Annotated in this window: 20 protein-coding genes; 13 read left to right on the top strand and 7 right to left on the bottom strand. The window is 41.8% G+C overall.

Annotation, left to right across the window (positions count from 1 at the left end):
- Positions 1–69 precede the first annotated feature (69 nt).
- The 6 genes from lptM to FOC32_RS15310 all read left to right on the top strand — a co-directional run bounded on the left by lptM (position 70) and on the right by FOC32_RS15310 (position 4,646).
- A complete protein-coding gene (lptM, locus tag FOC32_RS15335) occupies positions 70–303 on the top strand; it encodes an LPS translocon maturation chaperone LptM (RefSeq protein WP_005236736.1) in 234 nt (77 codons plus the stop codon).
- A gap of 24 nt (positions 304–327) precedes the next feature.
- Positions 328–1,572 (top strand): diaminopimelate decarboxylase, encoded by a 1,245-nt coding sequence (gene lysA / locus FOC32_RS15330; protein ID WP_175967966.1) that lies wholly within the window; start codon positions 328–330, stop codon positions 1,570–1,572.
- A gap of 12 nt (positions 1,573–1,584) precedes the next feature.
- A complete protein-coding gene (dapF, locus tag FOC32_RS15325; protein ID WP_004784684.1) occupies positions 1,585–2,430 on the top strand; it encodes a diaminopimelate epimerase in 846 nt (281 codons plus the stop codon).
- Between the two features lie 96 nt (positions 2,431–2,526).
- Positions 2,527–3,144, top strand: coding sequence for an alpha/beta fold hydrolase (locus FOC32_RS15320; RefSeq protein WP_175967964.1), 618 nt, complete (start codon positions 2,527–2,529; stop codon positions 3,142–3,144).
- A 29-nt stretch (positions 3,145–3,173) separates the two neighbouring features.
- Positions 3,174–4,064: a site-specific tyrosine recombinase/integron integrase gene (gene xerA, locus FOC32_RS15315; RefSeq protein WP_175968222.1), complete on the top strand. Its 891-nt coding sequence runs from the start codon at positions 3,174–3,176 to the stop codon at positions 4,062–4,064.
- A gap of 207 nt (positions 4,065–4,271) precedes the next feature.
- Positions 4,272–4,646, top strand: a complete 375-nt coding sequence (locus tag FOC32_RS15310; RefSeq protein ID WP_175967962.1) for a hypothetical protein — start codon at positions 4,272–4,274, stop codon at positions 4,644–4,646.
- Between the two features lie 48 nt (positions 4,647–4,694).
- On the opposite strand, the gene FOC32_RS15305 is transcribed toward FOC32_RS15310, so the two are convergent.
- Positions 4,695–5,189 (bottom strand): Lrp/AsnC family transcriptional regulator, encoded by a 495-nt coding sequence (locus FOC32_RS15305; RefSeq protein ID WP_004784677.1) that lies wholly within the window; start codon positions 5,187–5,189, stop codon positions 4,695–4,697.
- 112 nt (positions 5,190–5,301) lie between these two features.
- Between FOC32_RS15305 and FOC32_RS15300 the strand changes: the two genes are divergently transcribed.
- Positions 5,302–5,907, top strand: coding sequence for a LysE family translocator (locus tag FOC32_RS15300; RefSeq protein ID WP_004784676.1), 606 nt, complete (start codon positions 5,302–5,304; stop codon positions 5,905–5,907).
- A 51-nt stretch (positions 5,908–5,958) separates the two neighbouring features.
- Here FOC32_RS15300 and FOC32_RS15295 read toward each other — a convergent pair.
- A protein-coding gene (locus FOC32_RS15295) for an IS3 family transposase (protein WP_175966018.1) occupies positions 5,959–7,181 on the bottom strand; the annotation gives its coding sequence in 2 pieces (ribosomal slippage) (positions 5,959–6,845 and positions 6,845–7,181; 1,224 coding nt in all).
- Positions 7,182–7,734: 553 nt separating this feature from the next.
- On the opposite strand from FOC32_RS15295, the gene FOC32_RS15290 reads away from it, so the two are divergent.
- The 5 genes from FOC32_RS15290 to FOC32_RS15270 all read left to right on the top strand — a co-directional run bounded on the left by FOC32_RS15290 (position 7,735) and on the right by FOC32_RS15270 (position 13,982).
- The gene (locus tag FOC32_RS15290; RefSeq protein WP_004784673.1) at positions 7,735–8,487 is read left to right on the top strand and encodes an electron transfer flavoprotein subunit beta/FixA family protein; all 753 of its coding nucleotides are present in this window, start codon (positions 7,735–7,737) and stop codon (positions 8,485–8,487) included.
- A gap of 18 nt (positions 8,488–8,505) precedes the next feature.
- A complete protein-coding gene (locus tag FOC32_RS15285) occupies positions 8,506–9,438 on the top strand; it encodes an electron transfer flavoprotein subunit alpha/FixB family protein (protein ID WP_175967961.1) in 933 nt (310 codons plus the stop codon).
- Between the two features lie 169 nt (positions 9,439–9,607).
- Positions 9,608–10,273 (top strand): hypothetical protein, encoded by a 666-nt coding sequence (locus tag FOC32_RS15280; protein ID WP_004784669.1) that lies wholly within the window; start codon positions 9,608–9,610, stop codon positions 10,271–10,273.
- 256 nt (positions 10,274–10,529) lie between these two features.
- Positions 10,530–13,493 (top strand): DNA gyrase subunit A, encoded by a 2,964-nt coding sequence (gene gyrA / locus FOC32_RS15275; RefSeq protein ID WP_004784667.1) that lies wholly within the window; start codon positions 10,530–10,532, stop codon positions 13,491–13,493.
- A gap of 69 nt (positions 13,494–13,562) precedes the next feature.
- On the top strand, positions 13,563–13,982 hold the full coding sequence (locus FOC32_RS15270) for a hypothetical protein (RefSeq protein WP_004784665.1): 420 nt from the start codon (positions 13,563–13,565) through the stop codon (positions 13,980–13,982).
- 33 nt (positions 13,983–14,015) lie between these two features.
- On the opposite strand, the gene FOC32_RS15265 is transcribed toward FOC32_RS15270, so the two are convergent.
- From FOC32_RS15265 to FOC32_RS15250, 4 genes are read right to left on the bottom strand one after another with little or no spacing between them, the layout of a single operon-like run.
- On the bottom strand, positions 14,016–15,107 hold the full coding sequence (locus tag FOC32_RS15265) for an ABC transporter permease (RefSeq protein ID WP_004784662.1): 1,092 nt from the start codon (positions 15,105–15,107) through the stop codon (positions 14,016–14,018).
- Positions 15,104–16,246: an ABC transporter permease gene (locus FOC32_RS15260; protein ID WP_175967959.1), complete on the bottom strand. Its 1,143-nt coding sequence runs from the start codon at positions 16,244–16,246 to the stop codon at positions 15,104–15,106. The genes FOC32_RS15265 and FOC32_RS15260 overlap by 4 nt, the downstream gene beginning before the upstream one ends.
- Positions 16,247–17,326 carry an HlyD family secretion protein gene (locus FOC32_RS15255; protein ID WP_004784656.1) on the bottom strand — a complete coding sequence of 360 codons (1,080 nt, stop codon included), beginning with the start codon at positions 17,324–17,326 and terminating at the stop codon, positions 16,247–16,249.
- Between the two features lie 11 nt (positions 17,327–17,337).
- Positions 17,338–18,819: a TolC family protein gene (locus FOC32_RS15250; protein ID WP_175967957.1), complete on the bottom strand. Its 1,482-nt coding sequence runs from the start codon at positions 18,817–18,819 to the stop codon at positions 17,338–17,340.
- 358 nt (positions 18,820–19,177) lie between these two features.
- Between FOC32_RS15250 and serC the strand changes: the two genes are divergently transcribed.
- Positions 19,178–20,260 (top strand): 3-phosphoserine/phosphohydroxythreonine transaminase, encoded by a 1,083-nt coding sequence (gene serC / locus FOC32_RS15245; protein WP_175967955.1) that lies wholly within the window; start codon positions 19,178–19,180, stop codon positions 20,258–20,260.
- Between the two features lie 599 nt (positions 20,261–20,859).
- Here serC and FOC32_RS15240 read toward each other — a convergent pair.
- Positions 20,860–21,792, bottom strand: a complete 933-nt coding sequence (locus tag FOC32_RS15240; protein ID WP_004784650.1) for a hypothetical protein — start codon at positions 21,790–21,792, stop codon at positions 20,860–20,862.
- Between the last annotated feature and the right edge of the window lie 101 nt (positions 21,793–21,893).

Below are 21,893 nucleotides of genomic sequence, written 5' to 3'. Positions count from 1 at the left end.
GCGTTTAGCGCTTTGGTCATGCGGATGATCGCGTTATACTTCATCGAAAATACTCATATAGGTGGTCAGATGCGTCAGGTCATTTGCTACATCAGTTTAATTACAGTCGGTTTTGCCTTGGTCGGTTGTGGTCAGTCGGGAGCTTTACATCTTCCAAATGATCCAAACTACGATAAACGTGCCAAGTATTTACTCTATAAAAATACTGAATCTGCACCGCAAGTATCAGATGAACAACAGGATGCGCCGGTCAAACAGCAGTTTGAAGCACCCGCTGAATCCGATTCAACACCATCTCCTTAAGACTTTCAGAGAAAGGATACATTCATGAGTTTCACCCGCATTAATGGGGTATTGCATGCTGAGCAATGTTCACTGCAACAGCTCGCAGAGCAATTTGGCACACCACTTTATGTTTATTCAAAAGCAACTTTTGAAAAGCATTATCTGGATATGGACCGTGCTTTTAGCTTTATCGATCATCAAATCTGTTTTGCGGTAAAGTCAAACTCTAATCTTGCGGTATTGAATGTATTGGCCAAGCAGGGTGCTGGTTTCGATATCGTGACTGGCGGTGAACTGGCTCGTGTATTGAAAGCCGGTGGTGAACCTTCAAAAATCGTATTCTCAGGTCTGGGTAAATCAGAAGCAGATATTAAAAAGGCATTGGAAGTAGGCATCGCCTGTTTTAATGTCGAGTCATATGCCGAACTGGACCGTATTCAGAAAGTAGCGGCTGAACTTAATGTTAAAGCGCCAATTTCACTACGTGTGAATCCGGATGTCGATGCCAAAACCCATCCATATATTTCAACAGGCTTAAAAGAAAACAAATTTGGTATTCCATCAGATAGCGTATTTGAAACTTATCAATATGCAGCGTCATTGCCAAATCTTGAAGTTGTAGGTATTGACTGCCATATTGGTTCACAGTTGACTGAAACCCAGCCTTTTGTTGATGCGCTGGAGCGTGTCATTGTCATGATCGATAAGCTGAAAGACATGGGAATTAACTTGAAACACATCGATATCGGTGGTGGTCTGGGTGTGACATATAAAGATGAAACACCGCCATCGGTTGAAGAATATGCCAATGCCATGCGTCCTGCTTTAGAAAAACTGGGTCTGAAAGTTTATATGGAGCCGGGTCGTAGTATCTCTGCCAATGCAGGCGTGTTACTGACCAAAGTGGATTTACTGAAACCAACCAATCACCGTAACTTTGCCATCATTGATGCCGCGATGAATGACCTGATTCGTCCAGCTTTATATGAAGCATGGATGGATATTCAATCCGTGACACCGCGTACGGATATGGAAACAAAAGAATGGGATGTGGTGGGCGCAATCTGTGAAACTGGCGATTTTCTGGGTAAGGAACGTGAGCTTGCCATTAAAGAAAATGATGTGCTGGCAGTACTGGGAGCTGGTGCATATGGTTTCGTAATGAGTTCAAACTATAACAGTCGTGGCCGTGCTGCTGAAGTGATGGTCAATGGTGATCAGGCGCATCTGATTCGTGAGCGTGAAACGGTTGAATCACTTTGGGAACGTGAGCGTTTATTGCCTTAAGGAGACTGAGTAATGTTGCTTGAATTTACCAAGATGCATGGCCTGGGCAATGATTTTATGGTGGTAGACCTGATTAGCCAGCGTGCTTATCTGGATACTCTCACTATTCAGCGCTTGGCAAATCGTAACTTTGGTGTGGGTTTTGACCAGCTCTTGATTGTTGAACCGCCTGATATTCCAAGTGCAGATTTTAAATACCGTATTTTTAATGCGGATGGTTCTGAGGTTGAGCAGTGCGGCAATGGTGTACGCTGTTTTGCCCGTTTCGTGCATGAGCGTCAATTGACCACTAAAACCAAAATCAAGGTACAGACCAAAGCTGGAATCGTGGAACCTGAACTCGGTGCCAATGGCTGGGTGCGAGTGAATATGGGTTATCCAAAATTCCTGCCTCAGGAAATTCCATTTGTGGCAGAAGAACCGGAAAATCTGTATGACATCGATCTGGCGGGTGGAGAAAAGCTGACAATTGATGTGGTCAATATGGGTAATCCACATGCAGTGACGATTGTTCCGGATGTATTGACTGCCGATGTGGCTAAGATTGGTCCACAGGTGGAATCCCATGTGCGTTTCCCGGCACGCGTTAATGCTGGATTTATGCAGATCATTGATGAAAAGCATGCCCGTTTGCGTGTTTATGAGCGTGGTGTAGGCGAAACACTAGCTTGTGGTACAGGTGCCTGTGCTGCAGCAGTGTCTGGTATGCGCCGTGGTTTGTTATCTAGCAAGGTCGAAATTGAACTTGCGGGTGGTAAATTGCAGATTGAATGGAAAGAAGGTGATGTGGTCTGGATGACAGGTCCAACCGCCAATGTTTATGAAGGTCGACTGGACTTGCGCTACTTCCAAGGTTAATCCCAACATTTATTTCTCTAAAAAGCACCGCACATAGTACGGTGCTTTTTTTATGATAGGATAAATTCCATATTTAATTAATATCACAACAGCCTTATGAATCAGCTTGTGTTTTTACCGGGTGCATCAGGCAGCCAAGGCTTTTGGCAGCCCTTGTTGGCTCATTTAAAAACAGATCAATCTACAAAAATATTGGCATATCCGGGCTTCGATGGGGTAGAACCAGATTCGACTATTCAAAATCTTCATGATCTGCAGGAATTCATCACAAGGCAGATTGAAGATGATTCAATTCTGGTTGCTCAATCTATGGGGGGAGTATTGGCAGTTGCAATTGCACTGCATCATCCACAGAAAGTCAAAGGACTGGTTTTATTGGCAACTTCAGGTGGTCTGGATCTATCCCAGTTCGGTTGTGGTGACTGGCGGATAGATTATCGCGAGCAGTTTAAAGATGTTCCTGACTGGTTTTTACAAGATCAAACCATATTTAGCCTGAAACAGTTAAGCAATCTTGAGATTCCTGTTCTACTGATCTGGGGTGATCAAGACACTTTAAGCACCGTTCAGGTGGGGCAATGCTTAAAGCAAAATTTTAAACATGCAAACCTGCATGTAATTCAAGGCGGGGATCATTTCTTTGCGGCGACTCATCCAGTACAGACCGCAGAACTGATTGAAGCCTGGCTGGAGCCAATTGAATGGAGCAAGTAATAAACCTTTCTGCAAAAGACTTGCTCGAAATCTGGCTCAAAGAACGTGAGATCCAGAACCAGTCTAAACATACCTTACAGGCCTATGAACGTGATGTGGCTGATTTTCTGGAATTCTGCACCATACAACAATTGGCGCTCAATAATGTGGAAGCCACAGATTTACGTCAATTTCTGGCTGAAAAAGTCGAGCAGCACGGATTAAGTTCGAGTAGCTTGCAGCGGATGCTCTCTTCGATTCGCCAGTTCATGAAATGGGCAGAGCAGGCGCAGTATCTGGCGTTTAATCCGGCTGATGATTTTCAGTTGAAACGTCAGTCACGTCCTTTACCGGGTATGGTCGATATTGAAACTGTGAACCAGATTCTGGACCAGCCTGCTCCAGAAACCGAAGCGCAGCAACAAATGTGGTTGAGAGATAAGGCAATTCTGGAATTACTCTATTCCAGTGGTTTACGTTTGGCAGAAATTCAGAGCTTAAGAATCAAGGATGTTGATTTTAATCGTCAGCTCCTCCGTATTACCGGTAAAGGCAATAAAACCCGGGTGGTGCCTTTTGGTTCAAGAGCCAAAGATAGTCTGATGGAATGGCTAAAAATTTATCCGCTCTGGAATGGCGATTTTGTACCTGACGCGAATGTATTTATCACCCAAAAAGGCAATCCGCTCGGTGCACGGCAAATTGAAAACCGGGTCAAGTTTCAGGCACAGCGTGCAGGGGTTAATGTTGACCTGCATCCGCATTTGTTACGGCATTGTTTTGCCAGCCATATGCTGTCGAATAGTGGTGATCTTCGTGCCGTTCAGGAAATGTTGGGGCATAGCAATTTGAGTACTACACAAATTTATACTCATATTGATTTTGATCGACTTGCGCAGATTTATGATCAGGCGCATCCGCGGGCACAGCATAAAGAATAGGAAAAATTTAAAGTTTTCTTCCGCTTGTCGGATGATTAGGATTCATGGCATAAAACTGTCATGTATCATGCTTAAAATATGACCTGAACAGAATGTTTGAAAGATATTTCACTATTGTCTTATTTTTCAAATGGCTGTTTTTGGATATAAGTATAAATAGTAATCAATTTTTAAAAGAAAATCAGCGATCTCGATACTGGAATTTTTATGGACACAGCAATTATCCCGGATATACAACAAAAGCATGCGCAGTTAAGCCCAGCCCAAAAAGATATGTTTGCGGGTTATGGTTTACGCCAGATTAAACATTTTGTTGAGATTAGCTTGCCCACTATTGAAGCCGTTCTCCCTAAAGGAGCAATCGTGCAAGGGATTAATGCAGAAGGGAAAATGCAGGCTTATAATCCTGAGGCAGACCAGTATTATCTATGGATTTCTGATCTGCAATGGCAGACCACGCAGCGAGCCAGTCAAGCTGTTGACCTGAAAGAAGATGCGCTCGAAATCTGGAATATTTTCGATCTGAAGTCTTATGAACTGATTGAACTGAGTCATGTACATCGTGACTTTTTGCAAGTTTAATAAATATGAAGGATGACCAAGGTCATCCTTTTTTATTGCTAAAATATTTTATAAGTCATCCAGCGGTAACTGAAAACTTTGCTTGATGATCTGGCTGGGTAAATCTGTTTTGACACTGGTAATGCCATTTTTCTTGGTCAAATGTGTGGACTGAAATTGGCGGTAACTTTCCAGATCAGGCACTACAACTTTTAACATCGCATCACATTCGCCTAGAATGATATAACACTCCATCACTTGCGGTAGTTCCTTCATTGCTTCAATAAAGGTATCAATCGTCTCTGCATCCTGACCCACCAGCCAAATCCGTGAAAACAGAATCAACTGAAAACCGATTTTCTGTGAATCGACAATGGTGGTGTAATTCTGGATCACGCCCGCATCTTCAAGCAACTTTACCCGGCGCAGACAGGAAGAAGGGGATAGTCCAATTTCACGTGCCAGATCGTTGTTCTGAATACGACCATTGGCTTGCAAGTGATGAATGATATTTTTATCAATTCGATCAAGTTTTACTCGCACAGACTTGGAAGATATTTTCATAAATTAGAATATAATTCGAAAAATAATACTTATTATAAAATAAATTGAAAGCCTATTTTGTAAAAATTCGCAGATACTAATTCCACTTTCCGAAGATTTAAAGGAAAAGGAAATGTCTGTATTTGCACTTTTTGCACTAACCGTGCTTCCCCTGATTTTTACACCTGGACCAGATATGCTGTTTATCCTGTCTCAAGTGATGGGTAAAGATGCAAAAGCAGGCATGATGGCAACCATCGGGATCTGTTCAGGCTATCTGGTACATTCCATTTTCGTAGCAATAGGAATCGCAGCGATTATCGTGTCTTTTCCGGTATTGTTTGAAGCGATTCGCTGGTTGGGTATTGCTTATTTGCTCTATCTGGCTTGTAGTCTGTTGAAATCAGTATTTAGTAAAAACTCAATGAAAATTGAGAAAAAATCTGCTGCTAATCCAGTGAAAAAAGGCTTCTTTACGGCCTTACTCAATCCTAAAGGCATGCTGATCTATTTTGCGATCTTGCCGCAGTTTATTGATAAAAGCGGAAATACAGTGAGCCAAGGCTTAATTCTCTCTTTTATTTTTATCGGCATGATTTTCATTGTTTATTGTGCTCTCAGCATTCTGTTCAGCAGAATTACCCGCAATACACAAATTGATGAACGTAAACAGAAATGGGTTGATGGCACCTCAGGTGGTTTACTTGCCCTTGCTGCAAGCTGGTTAATTATTAATTAAGCAATGTGTCTTGTCCTGAAATAGATTGACAGTATTCCACTTCAAACCGAGTTAAGCAATTAGCTCGGTTTTAGTTTGCTCATACGTCTGATTCGGGGTGTTCATATTTAAACTTAAATGTGGTCTATAGCAATTATAAATCATGATAGATTCCGCAATTAAGTGATCTAACTCTTTCATGGTTTGACATCGTGTAGTTAAAAACTCCTGCTTTAATATTCCATTAATCCGCTCTGCTAATGCATTCTGGTAACAGTCTCCTCCATCTGTCATAGAAGGACATACCCCATAATGGCGTAATGCCGATTGATATAGTTCAGAGCAATACTGAGAGCCTCTGTCTGAATGGTGAATCATCCTGGCTGCCCGATCTGTCACATGCTGCATCGCCATATGTAGTGCCTGCACAACATTCTCTGCACGCATATCATTCGATAACTTATAACCTTTAATCTGGCGGGTATAAGCATCTGTCACTAAGGATAAATAATGTACGCCTTCAGCACTCTCAACATAGGTAATATCACTGACAAAGACTTCATTGGCTTGCACCGCTGAATAATCCTTTAATAAATTTGGATGCTTCTTCATCCAATGCTTGCTATCCGTAGTTTTTGTATAACGACGCTTGGGGCGAATCAATAAATTATTTTCTTTCAATATTTTAAATAACTGATCCCGTCCACACTTTAAACCACGCTGCAACAATTTGCCTTTAATAAGCCAATACAGCTTACGTGTTCCGATACTTGGCATGAGACAGCGATACTCCATAACCAACTCGAGTATTTGTTCTGTTACTTGTGCAGTCATTTGAGCACGTTTTTCTGCTTGATAATAAGCTTGTCGAGTGATTCCTAACCACTGACAATAACGTGAAACGCTTAGTCTTCTTTGGCTTTGCCAATCTTTGAAACGTGCTCGGTATACTTTTTTCCAAGATCAGTCCCACACTCTTTATCAATGTGATAAATCACATCCTGTATAAATTCAGTTTTGAGCTTTTCTGCGGCTAACTGTTTTTCTAATTGGCGGATTCGTTGTTGGGGTGTCAATTGGCGTTTAGAAGAAGTCGGCATATTCGAAGTCCAATCCTGTTGTCCGTGCTTGCGTAACCATACCAGCACAGTTGATCTTCCTTGAATACCATATTTTGCCTGAGCTTGTTTATAAGTAATTTGCCCTTTTTCTACTTCATGTACAACCATCATTTTAAAGGCGAAGCTATAATCACGTTGTGTGCGTTTAACTCGTTGTTCTTGTGCATGTTCCATAAAATAAGTCTCTTAAGGTGTAAACTTATTTCAGGACGGGACAATGGTGTATTTTAAAAAAGCATACTGCTCCCAGTATGCTTTTTTTATATTTATAGATTGATGACAACCCAATTTTTAGACTTGCCCAGCAAAATAAAGCGGAGTAAATTGAGCAGATATGCAGAATAAATCCTGACTAATTTCGCTTTATGTCCAAACTGACCAAAGCGGTCATTTTTAAATATAAGTCATTTTCCACAAATCTAAGGACAGATTTGTACATTTAATAAGCAGAAATCAAAAGTTCTGATGTGTTTCATCAAATAAAAACATAATAAAAATCAAAGGTTAAATTTTATTAAATATTAATAAAATTCATTGTAATAAATCGATACGGATTAATTGTGAACGCATCGTTCAAGGAAAATTACGCATTTTTACAGCTCTTTGTTGAATTGTGACTTGACCGAAATGCCGTGCACATTGCAAGATAGGGCACCTAAAAAATTTAAGTGAAGAGTTATTATAACTTTTCTCAACATTTACATTTGCTAAAACAGCCGAGGATTACATGAAGGCTCTTGTTGCTGTAAAACGTGTGGTTGATGCCAACGTTAAGGTTCGCGTTAAGCCGGACAACAGTGGTGTTGACTTAACAAACGTTAAAATGTCAATTAACCCATTCTGTGAAATCGCGGTGGAAGAAGCGGTTCGTTTAAAAGAAAAAGGAACTGTTTCAGAAATCGTTGTTGTTTCTATTGGTCCTAAAGAAGCTCAAGAACAAATCCGTTCTGCAATGGCGCTTGGTGCTGACCGCGGTATTCTGGTTGAAGCTGATGACAGCCAATTAGGTGCGCTAGAAGTTGCTAAAATTCTAAAAGGTGTTGTTGAAGCTGAACAACCACAATTGATCCTTCTTGGTAAACAAGCAATTGATGACGACTCTAACCAGGTTGGCCAGATGCTTGGTGCACTTCTAGGTGCAGGTCAAGGTACATTCGCTTCAGAAGTTAAAGTTGAAGGCGACAAAGTACAAGTGACTCGTGAAGTCGACGGTGGTCTACAAACTGTTGAATTATCACTTCCAGCGATCGTAACTACTGACTTACGTTTGAACGAGCCACGTTATGCAGCTCTTCCAAACATCATGAAAGCGCGTAAAAAACCGCTTGATACTAAGTCACCTGCAGATTTCGGTGTAACTACTACAACTAAACTGAAAACAGTAAAAGTTGAATCTCCTGCAGAGCGTAAAGCTGGCGTACAAGTGAAGTCTGTAGACGAACTTGTAGAAAAATTGAAAAACGAAGCGAAAGTGATCTAATACAGAAGGATAAAAATCATGAGTATTTTAGTAATCGCTGAGCACGACAACAAAGCACTTAACGCTGCTACTTTAAACGTTGTTGCTGCGGCGCAAAAAATCGGTGGTGATATCACTGTATTGGTTGCTGGTTCTGGCGCTCAAGCAGTTGCTGATCAGGCAGCTAAAGTTGCGGGTGTAAGCAAAGTTTCACTTGCTGACGACGCTGCTTATGCAAACCAACTGGCTGAAAACGTAGCAAAACTGGTTGCAGAATTAGGTAAAGGCTACAACCATATCCTTGCTGCTTCTACTACAACTGGCAAAAACATTCTGCCACGCGCTGCTGCACTTCTTGATGTCAGCATGATCACAGACATCATCGCTGTTGATTCTGCAAATACATTCAAGCGTCCGATCTATGCAGGTAACGCGATTGCAACTGTTGAGTCTTCTGAATCAGTAATCGTTGCAACTGTTCGTGGTACTGCATTTGATGCGGTTGCTGCTGAAGGTGGTTCTGCTGCGGTTGAAGCTGCTGCTTCTACTGGTGATGCTGGTATTTCTAAGTTCATTAATGAAGAAATCGTTAAATCTGAACGTCCTGAATTGACAGCTGCTCGTATCGTGGTTTCTGGTGGTCGTGGTGTAGGTTCTGGTGAGAACTACCACAAAATCCTTGATCCACTAGCTGACAAACTTGGCGCTGCTCAAGGTGCTTCACGTGCTGCAGTTGATGCTGGTTTCGTTCCTAACGATATGCAGGTTGGTCAAACTGGTAAGATCGTTGCACCTGACCTGTACATCGCTGTAGGTATCTCTGGTGCGATCCAGCACTTGGCAGGTATGAAAGAATCTAAAGTGATCGTTGCGATCAACAAAGATGAAGAAGCTCCAATTAATGCAGTAGCAGACTACTGGTTAGTAGGTGACCTGAACACTGTAATTCCTGAATTGGTTTCTAAAATCTAATTTCTGAATCAGTTTCAAAAAAACGCTCCTTTAGGAGCGTTTTTCTTTTTTTTAATCTAAATAATTAATCTAACTAACAAGTCGTCCATTTCTGACTCGAAATTTTGGCTATTGTATATTTTGTGTTAATATTAAGCTTTTATTAAGCTTGCCATTTGGCGGAGTGTTCGTGAAATTTGATTTTCAGTTACCAGTCAGTATTTTGGTAATGATGATCTGCTGTTTGATTTTCCCTTTTCTCCCGAGTCTGCACCTTCCTTTGTTAGGAGGTATGACGGTTACAGCAGTTGAGTCAATTCAAGCATTAATGTTGTTTGGTTTTGCCGTATTTAGTTTTTTCTATATCCGTCCATTTGAATTAAGTAAAGGTCAAAAACAATTTTGGCTCTGGTCAGTTGCATGGTGGATTATGCTGTTTGGTAGAAGTACCAGCTGGGGACGTGACTATTTCCCGGAAGTGCCAAAAATCTATTTCCGTGGTATTTCGGTTCTTGTGATTGCACCCGTGGTGTTTATGCTGTTTTTAGCACCTTTGCGTCAAGAAATTGCTTATAAGTTTAAGCATGTATCACTTCCAATTTGGGCACTCATATTAGCTTTCATTGGCTTGCTGATGTCTGATGGCATTGAACATAATCGGTTTTTTATTCATTTTATTTTTACAGATTTTATCTATAAAGATTTGATGGAAGAACTATACGAATTTCCGCTTATTATCGGCTTATTCCTGGTCGCTTATCCATTAATGAAGCAAGATTGTACTGTGACAAAATCAACTAGTCAGGTCATAGCTGAAGATGATTTGTCCGATATAGATTCTAAACTTCATATTTAAGTAACTTGCTTTTTTAAAGAAAAAAATGAACCTCTGCAAGCAGAGGTTTTTTAATATCAAAATATTGTGAAGTGATTAAAATTTCTACTAAAAATCCTGTGGATAGTTGGGGCTGAAACAGGTAAATTTAACCTAGATTATGCTATACTGTACGACTAAATTTTAATATTGGTTCAGCTTTTTTTGAGCCGATTTATAGCTGGATTTACGACATATAAATGCAAGCCAAATTTGGCTTGTAGAATAAGGAGTATGCATGAGCGTATCGGAAATTAGACCGATTGCCATTGAGGATGAACTCAAGCACTCGTATTTAGACTATGCAATGAGCGTGATTGTTTCACGTGCCTTGCCGGATGTACGAGATGGTCTAAAACCTGTTCATCGTCGTGTGCTTTTCGCAATGCACGAATTGGGCAATGACTACAACAAAGCTTACAAGAAGTCTGCCCGTGTTGTAGGTGATGTCATCGGTAAATATCACCCACATGGTGATTCTGCTGTTTATGAAACCATTGTCCGTATGGCTCAGGACTTTAGTCTGCGCTACCAATTGGTTGATGGTCAAGGGAACTTTGGTTCGATCGATGGCGATAGCGCTGCGGCAATGCGTTATACCGAAGTTCGTATGCGTAAGCTGACCCATGAATTATTGGCTGATCTGGAAAAAGATACAGTTGACTGGGAAGATAACTACGACGGTTCTGAGCGTATTCCGCAAGTCATGCCAACCCGTATTCCAAACCTGTTGGTGAATGGTGCGGCTGGTATTGCAGTCGGTATGGCGACCAATATGGCGCCACACAACATGACTGAAGTAGTGAATGCATGTCTGGCTTATGCAGATAATCCGAATATCAGCATCGAAGGATTGATGGAATATATTTCCGGTCCAGATTTCCCGACAGGTGGCATTATTTACGGTAAGTCAGGCATCGTGGATGCCTATCGCACCGGTAAAGGCCGTTTACATATTCGTGGTAAATATCACTTTGAAGAAGATGCTAAATCTGGCCGTACTACGATTGTCTTCACGGAAATTCCTTATCAGGTTAACAAAGCGAAAACGATTGAACGTATTGCCGAGCTGGTCAAAGAGAAAAAACTTGAAGGTATTTCTGAACTCCGTGATGAATCGGACAAGGAAGGGATGCGTATTGCGATTGACCTGAAGCGTGGTGAAAATGCTGAAGTCATCGTCAATAACCTGTTCCAGAATACACAGTTAGAAAATTCTTTCAGCATCAATATGGTGTGTCTGGACAACGGCCAGCCGAAGTTGATGAACCTGAAAGACATCATTGCGGCATTCATCCGTCATCGTCAAGAAGTCGTGACACGTCGTACCATGTACGAACTGCGCAAAGCACGTGAACGTGGTCATATTTTAGAAGGTTTAACCGTTGCTCTGGCAAATATTGATGCCATCATCGAAACCATCAAAACTTCTGCCAACCCGGCTGAAGCGCGTGAGCGTTTACAGGCAGGTGAGTGGGCAGCAGGCGGTGTGGCAGCCTTGCTCGAAAAAGCAGGTGCTGTTTCTGTACGTCCGGACGAAATTGAAGGTGAAGATCCAGAGCGTCCATTTGGTATTGATGGCGATGTGTATCGTTTATCTCCGACTCAAGTTAACGCGATCATGGAACTGCGTTTGCACCGCTTGACCGGTCTTGAGCAGGATAAACTGCAAGCTGAATACTCTGAAATCTTGGGTCAAATTGCTGAATACACAGCCATTTTAAATGACTTCAACTTATTGATGAACGTCATTAAAGAAGAGCTAGCATTGATTCTTCAGCAATATGGCGATGCACGTAAAACAGATATCGTTGAGTCTCGTATCGACTTCTCTCGTGAAGATCTGATTCCTGAAGAGCAAATGGTTCTTACGGTTTCAAAAACAGGCTATGCGAAAACTCAACCATTATCTGACTATGCTGCTCAGCGTCGTGGTGGTCGTGGTAAGTCTGCAACCAGCATGAAAGAAGATGATTACATTCAGCATATGGTGGTGACGTCGAATCATGCCACTGTGCTTTGCTTCACCAATGTCGGTAAGGTTTATCGTCTGAAAGTTTATGAAGTGCCACAAGCTTCGCGTGGTGCTAAAGGTCGCCCAATGGTGAACTTGTTGCCATTGGATGACAATGAAACCATTACTGCTATCTTGCCAGTAATTGATGCACCGAAGAAATTCAAAGAACGTCTGGCTGACTTCAAAGCATTCGTGAAGACCAATGCTGCTCAGCTTCAAACCAATGAAGTGATTAACAGTCACTTTGCTGCATTAGAATCTGCACTTGCTGAATCTGAAGATGGTGCAGATGATATTTCTGATGCACTGCGTGTTCAGTTGAAAGAATTGGGCTTAGCGCTTTCAACCACTGATCTTGATGATGACATCATCAATGACTTTGCTCAGCAGGCTGAAGCTGTTCGTAAGAACTTCTATGTGTTTATGGCGACTGAGTACGGCACGATTAAACGTGTAGAACTGGAACAATTCTCGAATGTTCGTTCAAACGGTTTACGTGCGATTGAACTGAATGGCGATGACACCTTAATTGGTGTTGCGATTACTGATGGTGAACAACAAATCATGTTGTTCTCGAACGAAGGTAAAGCAATTCGTTTCGCAGAGACTGACGTACGTTCAATGGGTCGTTCAGCCAAAGGTGTACGCGGTATGCGCGTGACCATCGGTGCTTCTCAAGTTGAAGATGTCGAAGATGTAGATGTTGAATCTGATGATGAAGATGCAACTGAAGCTAACTTCATTAGTCGTATCGTATCTCTAGTGGTTGTACCTGAAACCGGTGAAGTGCTGTGTGCTTCTGCAAATGGTTATGGTAAACGTACCCCAGTGGATGACTTCCCAACCAAGAAACGTGGCGGTAAGGGTGTGATTGCTATCAAGACCTCAGAGCGTAATGGCGAACTGGTCGGTGCAGTTGCGATTGACGCATCTAAAGAACTGATGCTAATTTCTGATGGTGGCACACTGGTTCGTACCCGTGCTTCTGAAGTGGCACAGACTGGTCGTAATGCACAAGGTGTTCGTCTGATCCGTCTGGCTGAAGATGAAAAACTGGTCGGTGTAGAAGCGATTGAAGCAGTTGAAGATGAGTTGGAAATATTGGAAAATACTGAATCTGCAGCTGATGATGTAACTGATGCACAAGAAGCTGAAAAAGATGATGACAATACAGTAGAGGAATAAGTTCTGCTACTGATGAAAAAGGGCGCTTCGGCGTCCTTTTTTACACATCGACTAAATGAGAGATAAATAATGAAGACCAGATTGATGCTTTTGACCGCAGCTATTGCACTTAGCGGCTGTAATAATGCAATGGACAGTATGCCCGATCCGAGCCCTGGGCAGGAAAAGGCTGCGCAAGTAGCTTATGAAGATTTGCGTGATGGAAAATATGACGAGTTTTTAGCTCAGCTTGAGCCGAAGTTGCAGGCAGAGTTTCAAAACAATGAAAAAATCATGAAGCGTTTTTCACGATCAATTCCGCAAGGTGAATATAAGTCCAAGACTATCATGAGAAAGAGCTTCGAGGAAAATAACGGCAAACCGAGTGAATACAAGGTCAGCTATGAAATTGCCTATCCAAAAAACCTGGTTCAGTATGATGTGAGTTTTGACCAGCCGAATGGCAGTACTAAAATCCGCAACTTTAATATTCAGGTATTTGGTGAATAATTTTCAATGCGAATAGCCTGAGTAAATCCGGATTTAAGAACGTGGGCGTAGCCGATAATAGCCTAAGCTCATACAGATGATGCCGATCACCAATAGATAAGCAAGCTTTCCTAGAACCATATAAGTAGGCACCCCCATCTGATTGAGTTGAATAAACATCTGCACGATTTGGGTCGAAGGTAAGGCTTGCCCAATGAGTTGGACCCAGACTGGCATGGCAGCATGCGGCCAGGCGACTCCTGAAAGCATAAAGAGCGGAATCGAAGTAAAAACAATGATATGACCGGCGCGTTCTGGCATGTCCAGAAAGCTGGCAAACAAGGTAGTAATCCCAATCATGCAGAATACAAAGATGGGTACAGCGAGCAGCATGCCCCAAAAATTTCCGCCACGGGGATAATCAAAATACCAGAAAGTAAAACCAAACAGGTAATAACAGCCCAAACATCCAATGGTCAGAATCGCCAAACTGATTCCGAATAAGGTGGTTAAATTAATCCTCTGTCTACTTTCCCGATACAGCGCAATCAGCATACTGAGGCCAAGAAAGATCGTCTGATGAATGATCAACGGTGCAACAGCGGGAAACACATAGCTACCATAGCCAGAGAGTGTATTAAATAATGGAATCTGGTGAATGGAGAGTGCAGGAGAGAAGTGTGAAATCTCGCTAAAGCGTTCCGCATATTCGCTTAAGGTATTTTCTACTGAAGAGACCAAGCCCAAACCAATCTGTTTGGTAATTAAAAAGTTAGCAGCACTTAAATACAGCCCAATCCCGCCATTTTCACCGTGCCGGATAGATTGTGAAAGATTATCTGGTAATAATAAAATCCCATCGGCTTTTTGAGTTTCCATCCAGTGTTTAGCTTCAGCAAAATTTCCAGTCACCGCCTTGATTTGTACATTAGGGCTTTGGCTGACATGACTGATAATGGTATTGGTTAAAGCACTTTGCTCTTCGTCAACAATAATAATCGGCAAGGCTTCTGCCTGTTCTGCCTTATATGCGGTCGGATAGAAAAAGCTGTAAAACAGAACTGATAAAATCAGCGTGGTAAAAATACTGGTATTGCTAATAATGTCTTTGAAAGTTTGGCAATAAGCTTTCCAAAGTGATTTCATGCTGACACTCCTTTGGCTGTTTTTTTGAGAAAGACATAGGCCAGTACAGCATAAAGCAAGACATAAATGATGAGTACGAATATCGGTTGCAGTGAAAGATAGAGCGGACTGCCAATCACCCACTGCTCCGCCTGTAATTTGGCATAGGGTGTATAAGGAATAATATTGGACCAGAACTGGGTGAATAGTGGAGCATTATTAAGAGGTAAAGTTACCCCAGCAAAACTGAGCGATGAACCACCATAAACTGCTAGTAGACCAAAAGATTTGGTTAGGTCCTGAGTAGCCAGAACCACAGCACTACTGATAAAGGCATAGGCACTATAGAACAGTATTTGAGCCAGAAGAATTAGCCATAATGACCCGGCAATAAACCAGCCGCGAATTTCGACCAGCCAAAACATCCAAGCCCAGGTCCATAAACAAAAGATTGCTACATAAACCAGATTTTTAGACAGCAGTGCCGACCACAAGTTTTGTTGGGCAATCCAATGACTAACAGTATGCCGTTTAATTTCCTGACCCACAGCAAAAGCCACACAGCAACATAACAGCAAGTGCAAAATTGCCGGCACCATATAAGGCTCCAGATAAAATTCATAATTCAGCTGTGGGTTATACAATGGGGAAATTTTAATATTCGGTGTAGGTGCATCCAGATAGGGGAGCGTGTTGCCTAGATACTGCTTACCGGTAAACTCAGCCAGAGCCTGCAAGGTGCTAAGTAGCATAGCCGAAGAAATGGTATTACCGATACTAAAATAACTCTGATTAAAAGCAATACTAATTTCAGCATCCTGAGCTTTGACCAGTCGTTGCTCGGCTCCGGTAGGAATATGAATATAGCCCCAGATTTTATTTTCGTTTAATAATTTTTCGATTTCGACCGTTTGATCAGAAACGGTATGCACGTGTAGGGTATGATTCAAAGATAAATGATCATAAATCTTGCTGCTCAGGCTACTTTGATCCTGATCAATAATGGCGATTGGTAGATGATCCGGTTTGCCTTTGGCAAACATGCTACTAAGTAAAATCAGAATACAGGCAGGGGCGAGCAGGACTAGAGCCAGATCCCATTTCTCTCTGCATAAATAGCGTATTTCACGCTGAATACCCGCCCAGAATCCAGAAGCCATTTATTTTGGCTCTTTCAATTTAAACAGCACGCTCATGCCGACTTTTAACTCAGGCATTTCAGTGACTGGCACAAGATGAAATTTAAAACTGCGGACATCATAACCGCCGGTTTGGCGCGTGGTTTTAATGGTGGCAAATTCACCTTCAGCACTAATATTTTTTACTTTAAAAGTGGCTGATTGATTCAGTGCTGGAATAAAACCTTCAAGCTGTTGCTGTTTACCTAAAGCGGCATATTGGTCTTCACGAATATTCAGGCTAATCCAGCGTTCTGCCGAGATCAGGCTGACCACTGGCACTGCGGTTGCCACCAGTTCAGTGGCATTGCCATAGGTTTTGGAGACGGTACCATCAATCGGTGCCAATAATTCAGTTTCTGCTTCTAGTGCATTGGCTTCAGCGACTGCTGCACGGGCTATATCGACCTGAGCATCTGCAGAACTTTTCTGTTCTGGTGTACTGCCGCGTTTAGCCCGGGCATATTGTTGATACGCAGCTTCTGTCATTTGCGACGCAGATTGTGAAGCTGCAAACAGTTCATCTCGGCGCTGGCGGGAAATAACGCCTTCCTTAAATAGATTGGCTCCACGTTGATAGGAAGTCTTAGCGAGTTGCTCCTGTGCTTTTAGTGACTGCCAGTTGGCATACAGAGAAGCGATATTTTCTTCCTGAGAACCACGTTCTGCGGTGGACTGAAGTGCTAATGCAGACTGTAAAGTAGCTAAAGCCTGCTGCTTTTTCGCCTCAATTTCAGGACTATGCAATTTCACCAGCGCCTGGCCTTTCTTGACGTCATCGCCTTCCTGCACATAAATCTTTTCAATCCGGCTTGGAACTTTAGTGGCCACTTGAACCGTCTCTGCCTCAACCCGGCCTTGTAGCTCGATTTCTTTGGGTTGATAGGTTTTCCATAGGCCAAACCCAATCAAAGCAAGAATCACTGGAATTAAAGCTAAAAGCAGATATTTTTTGCGCGATTTTTTTTCTGTGCTTGCAGGATTATCTGGCTCTGATTCACTGTAATTGATTTCTGAAGCCGGTTCATCAACAGGATGTTCTGGCTTTTGCTCATCTGTCATGTCTGGCTCCATTAACGAATATAGTGGGTGTTGGCGTGTTGCATATAGTTTGGAAATTCAACAATTGAGCCATGGCTCTGTAATAAGGTCGCGAGAGATACTACATATTTATAAGCGTTTAATGCCATTTCTGCCTTTAAACTGCTGAGCATGTTTTGGGCATCGATGACCTGAGTGGCTGTCCCGACATCTTCCTTAAAGGATAATTCCTGAATACGCAGATTTTCCTGAGCTGCTTTCAGATTCTGCTGAAGTAGAGCATCACTTTGCTGGGCGCTGACTGCTTCACTAAATGATTTATAAATCAGATTTTCAATTTCCTGCTGGGTGCGTGCAGTGAGCAGTTCTGTGGCAGAGCGTTTGAGTTCAGCAGCCTGAATATTCTTGTTTTTATCAATACCTGAGAACAGGTTATAACGTGCTGCAACCCCTACAATCCAGTTTTGATGTTGATCCAGACTATATTCACCAAACGCAAAAACATTTGGCCTTTTAGCGGCTTGCTGGGCTTTGACATTGGCTTTGGCCAGCTCGGTATCCATCTGCATTTTTTTGATCAGTGGGGAGTTCTGGCTAAAACTGCTGAGCAGAATATTCACATTTTGTGGTTCAGCACGATTCACAAACAAAGGTGTGCTTAGCTCGGTGATATTGCTATCCAGCAACAGGTTATTTAGCTGAAATAGGGCAGCATTCAGATTGGCTTGGGCATTTTGTTGTGCGCGTTCAGCATTATTGCGTGCTACTTCAAACTGCATGCGCTGGCCTTTGCTAATAAAACCCTGCTGTTCCAGTTTTAGGGCATTACGATAATGTTGTTGCATGGCATTTGAATTAAAAAGTGCCGAATCCAGTAACTGTTTTTGTAGTTGAACATTGAAGTAGGACTGAATCAGTTCAAAACGCTGCGTGTCCTGTTGCTGCTGATTGCTAAGTTTACTACGTCCTGACTGAATATTGGCAATTTCTTTGGCACTACGGGTGAGGCCTCCGGTATATAGTGGCATCATCACGGAAACAGTGGGACGAATTACCTGATCTTCAAGGACGACATTAGACGTATCCGGAATCAGACCTACTCCGCTATGAATAGTATTGTTGAGTCCCTCCCGCAGTGGATCGGTAATACCTGCGGTTAGATCCACACCATTACTGGCTTCCCACTCATTAAGCCGGCCATTTACACCTTGAGAGAGTGAATTTTCCAGATTATTTTTAAACTGCTTTAATGGAATATCGACTTCACTATGAAAGGCATAGGCACGAACATTCAGGTCAACACGAGGTAGGCCAATACCTTTAACCGCTTCTGCTTCAAGTTTTGACGCTTGCTCCAGACTTTGAAAAGCCTGGCTACTATAGGAACGTTGCAACAATTGTTGTTCTGCATCCTGAAAGCTGATGCTTTGTGCATAAGCAAAACTGCCATACATCATGGATGCAAGCACAGTCAGACCCCAGCAGACACATTGTTTATTTTTCTTCATATTCATAAAGTGGTAATGTAAAAGTCACATTAATTCAGTCTAAGCTGCATTATAAATCAAGTGCTTGCAGTGCAGGGATGGGTTAAGTTGTAGTATTGTTGTAATTCGAAGCGATTTACTTCTCCAGTTTCAAGTTGATAGTTCTAAGCATTGAATGAGACTGAATATTTTTACCTACGCAATTTCTCATAAATGAAATCACAAGGTTAGGGTAAAAAATCAAAGGTATTCAAATTATCCTCCGAATCTAGATTGGTTTTTTGACTCTATCTTCATTCTTGGATAGAAATAATTTTGTGCAAGCGGCGTCCAGATATGGTTAAATGCCATCATTTTATTGTGTTTCACTCTGAAAGGAAAAATCATGCGCGCGTACAACTTCTGTGCTGGTCCTGCTGCATTACCTACTGCCGTACTTAAAAAGGCTCAAGCTGAAATGCTTGACTGGCAGGGCAAAGGTCTTTCGATCATGGAAATGAGCCACCGTAGTGCAGACTATGTTGCAGTTGCGGAAAAGGCAGAAGCAGACCTTCGCAAGCTCATGAATATTCCTGAGAACTATAAAGTACTGTTCTTGCAGGGTGGCGCATCTTTGCAATTCTCGGCAATTCCATTGAACCTGCTGGGTAAAAACAACAAAGCTGACTATATCCGTACCGGTATCTGGTCTGAAAAAGCATTGAAAGAAGCTAAACGCTATGGCGACATCAATGTGGTTGAAGCAGGCATTAAAACTGAAGATGGTAAATTGGCGATTGCTGATCAAAGCACCTGGAATCTTTCTGATGATGCCGCTTATGTGCATTATGCAGATAATGAAACCATTGGCGGTCTGCAATTTGCCCATGTGCCAGAAACTGATAAGCCACTCGTATGTGATTTCTCTTCAAGCATTTTGTCTGCACCGATTGATGTTTCTAAATTCGGTCTGATCTATGCCGGTGCACAAAAGAATATTGGCCCTGCAGGTTTGACACTGGTTATTATCCGTGAAGATCTGCTTGATCAGGCAAAACCTGAAATTCCAAGCATCCTGAAATATGCAGATCAAGCGAAAAACGGTTCGATGGTCAACACACCATCAACTTACGCGTGGTATTTATCTGGTTTGGTATTCGAATGGTTACTGGAACAGGGCGGTGTAGAAGCGATTCACAAAGTGAACCTGCAAAAAGCTGAATTGCTCTATGGCTATATCGATTCTAGCGACTTCTATGCAAATCCGATTGCCAAAGAAAACCGTTCAATCATGAATGTTCCATTTACTCTGGCAAATCCTGAACTTGAAAAACAGTTCCTGCAAGAAGCAAAAGAAAACCATTTACTTAACCTTGCCGGCCACCGTTCAGTAGGTGGTATGCGTGCCAGCATTTACAATGCCGTACCGTTAGAAGGTGTACAGGCATTGGTAAACTTCATGGATGACTTTGCTAAACGCAATGCTTAATCCTTGAGAATTAAAAAACCCGGCAATTGGCCGGGTTTTTTTATCATTTAATTCGGGTTAAAAAACAAAGTTATGTAAGATATAGCCGCAAATGAGCATACCCAATACGAAAAATAGGCATGACATCATATCAAGCTGATAACGCGAGCCAAGATGATGCTCAACCTGCTGTAAATTTTCTTCTTGAACGATTTTCATAGATATTTATTATCCGATCTATTTATCGTAAATGATTATTTGTTGATCGTATTTTTACCATAAAAAATTGATTAAATAAAGTACATTCTTAACTAAACTTCATAAAGTATTAATTTTATTTAAATAACTGGCCTCAATATATTCAGAAAAATAGGACTATTATATTAAGTCATTATTTTTATGATGTTTTTAATATGATTATTCAGTTTAAGATAACATTGAAAATGAATTTGTTTGAATTTAAATCTGTGGATAAATCTATTTTTAATGAATTCGAAATCCATTAATTCTGATTTTAATTATGGATAAAAAATAATCAGAATTGAGAGAATATCGCAGTAAAATAAATAAAAAACAGGAGGCTCATATAAAAATATGAGCCTCCGATCTGGATATTCAGCTTAAGCTGCTTTTCGATAGATATTGGCCTGAATCCACAGATTGCCCCGAATATATTGACCAATCTGGAAATCTTTATGCTTGTCATTGCGGGTGGCTACACGGATCAAGGTAGCCGGCTGGCCTTCATCATGAATCAGGGTGACATCATACAGCGTGTAGTCTTGATCCATAAACTGCATTGAAGTTTTACCGACAATATTGCCCTGAAACCAGGCTTCATCTTCCTGACCCATGGTCTCACCATACAGATAAGCGACCATTTTGGAGAAATCGACCGTTACCGGTTCTTTGTCTTCTTCAGATTTCGGCTCCCAGGCATCGATCTGTTCCTGTAAGTTATCTGGTGCAACACCATTATTTTCCGCAAGAATTGCATTCAGGGCACGGTGATGTTTGATAGAGGCAGGATCATCCACGACTAAATGTTCATGATCAGTCACCACTTCCAGTTCATAAGCCCAGGCATTTAAGTTGACGATATAAGACTGGTCTTTTTCATAATGCGACCGGTTGACGCTGTACAGCGTATCAAAGGCATAGATGATATTGTTGGCACCCAGATTGAGACGCAACACAGCTTGGGTATCGGATTTACAAGAAATAATCCGGTCAATCGTGGCTTTTACCTGGTAAGGACTGTCAAAGCCTGGAAATGCGGTTTTCACAGCCTGTGGCTTGTTATTTTCTACGGCAATCACTTGGCTTAATTGTACCGCAGCTTTGCTCGGTCCCTGAATCAGCCAGGTGGTTTCATCCATATCGCATTCTTGTGTACACAAGCCCATCGGCATTACAGGTGCATCAAGGGCTTTGCCTAACCATTGGGGAACATCTGTGCCTGGGTTTTCAGTAAGTAAGGTCCAATGTTCGACATGACTACCGAAATTCTGATCATCAATAGTGATGATCTCTGGGCTATTCTGTTTTTTCATATGCACAATTGATCTTGGATGACTTATTTATAGTTAATCGAGGGTCATTGCGATTTTTCAAGTCACTCGAATGAATTTAAAAATTAAAATGCAAATCATGT

The sequence above is a fragment of the Acinetobacter sp. FDAARGOS_724 genome, assembly GCF_013364475.1.
Taxonomy (GTDB): Bacteria; Pseudomonadota; Gammaproteobacteria; order Pseudomonadales; family Moraxellaceae; genus Acinetobacter; species Acinetobacter variabilis.
The sequence above is the reverse complement of the archived record's forward strand: the minus strand, read 5'-3'. Positions and strand labels throughout refer to the sequence as shown.

Coding starts and splice junctions, on each gene's coding strand:
- lptM (WP_005236736.1), top strand. CDS start 70: ATGCGTCAGGTCATTTGCTACATCAGTTTAATTACAGTCGGTTTTGCC.
- lysA (WP_175967966.1), top strand. CDS start 328: ATGAGTTTCACCCGCATTAATGGGGTATTGCATGCTGAGCAATGTTCA.
- dapF (WP_004784684.1), top strand. CDS start 1,585: ATGTTGCTTGAATTTACCAAGATGCATGGCCTGGGCAATGATTTTATG.
- FOC32_RS15320 (WP_175967964.1), top strand. CDS start 2,527: ATGAATCAGCTTGTGTTTTTACCGGGTGCATCAGGCAGCCAAGGCTTT.
- FOC32_RS15310 (WP_175967962.1), top strand. CDS start 4,272: ATGGACACAGCAATTATCCCGGATATACAACAAAAGCATGCGCAGTTA.
- FOC32_RS15305 (WP_004784677.1), bottom strand. CDS start 5,189: ATGAAAATATCTTCCAAGTCTGTGCGAGTAAAACTTGATCGAATTGAT.
- FOC32_RS15300 (WP_004784676.1), top strand. CDS start 5,302: ATGTCTGTATTTGCACTTTTTGCACTAACCGTGCTTCCCCTGATTTTT.
- FOC32_RS15290 (WP_004784673.1), top strand. CDS start 7,735: ATGAAGGCTCTTGTTGCTGTAAAACGTGTGGTTGATGCCAACGTTAAG.
- FOC32_RS15285 (WP_175967961.1), top strand. CDS start 8,506: ATGAGTATTTTAGTAATCGCTGAGCACGACAACAAAGCACTTAACGCT.
- gyrA (WP_004784667.1), top strand. CDS start 10,530: ATGAGCGTATCGGAAATTAGACCGATTGCCATTGAGGATGAACTCAAG.
- FOC32_RS15270 (WP_004784665.1), top strand. CDS start 13,563: ATGAAGACCAGATTGATGCTTTTGACCGCAGCTATTGCACTTAGCGGC.
- FOC32_RS15265 (WP_004784662.1), bottom strand. CDS start 15,107: ATGAAATCACTTTGGAAAGCTTATTGCCAAACTTTCAAAGACATTATT.
- FOC32_RS15260 (WP_175967959.1), bottom strand. CDS start 16,246: ATGGCTTCTGGATTCTGGGCGGGTATTCAGCGTGAAATACGCTATTTA.
- FOC32_RS15255 (WP_004784656.1), bottom strand. CDS start 17,326: ATGACAGATGAGCAAAAGCCAGAACATCCTGTTGATGAACCGGCTTCA.
- FOC32_RS15250 (WP_175967957.1), bottom strand. CDS start 18,819: ATGAATATGAAGAAAAATAAACAATGTGTCTGCTGGGGTCTGACTGTG.
- serC (WP_175967955.1), top strand. CDS start 19,178: ATGCGCGCGTACAACTTCTGTGCTGGTCCTGCTGCATTACCTACTGCC.
- FOC32_RS15240 (WP_004784650.1), bottom strand. CDS start 21,792: ATGAAAAAACAGAATAGCCCAGAGATCATCACTATTGATGATCAGAAT.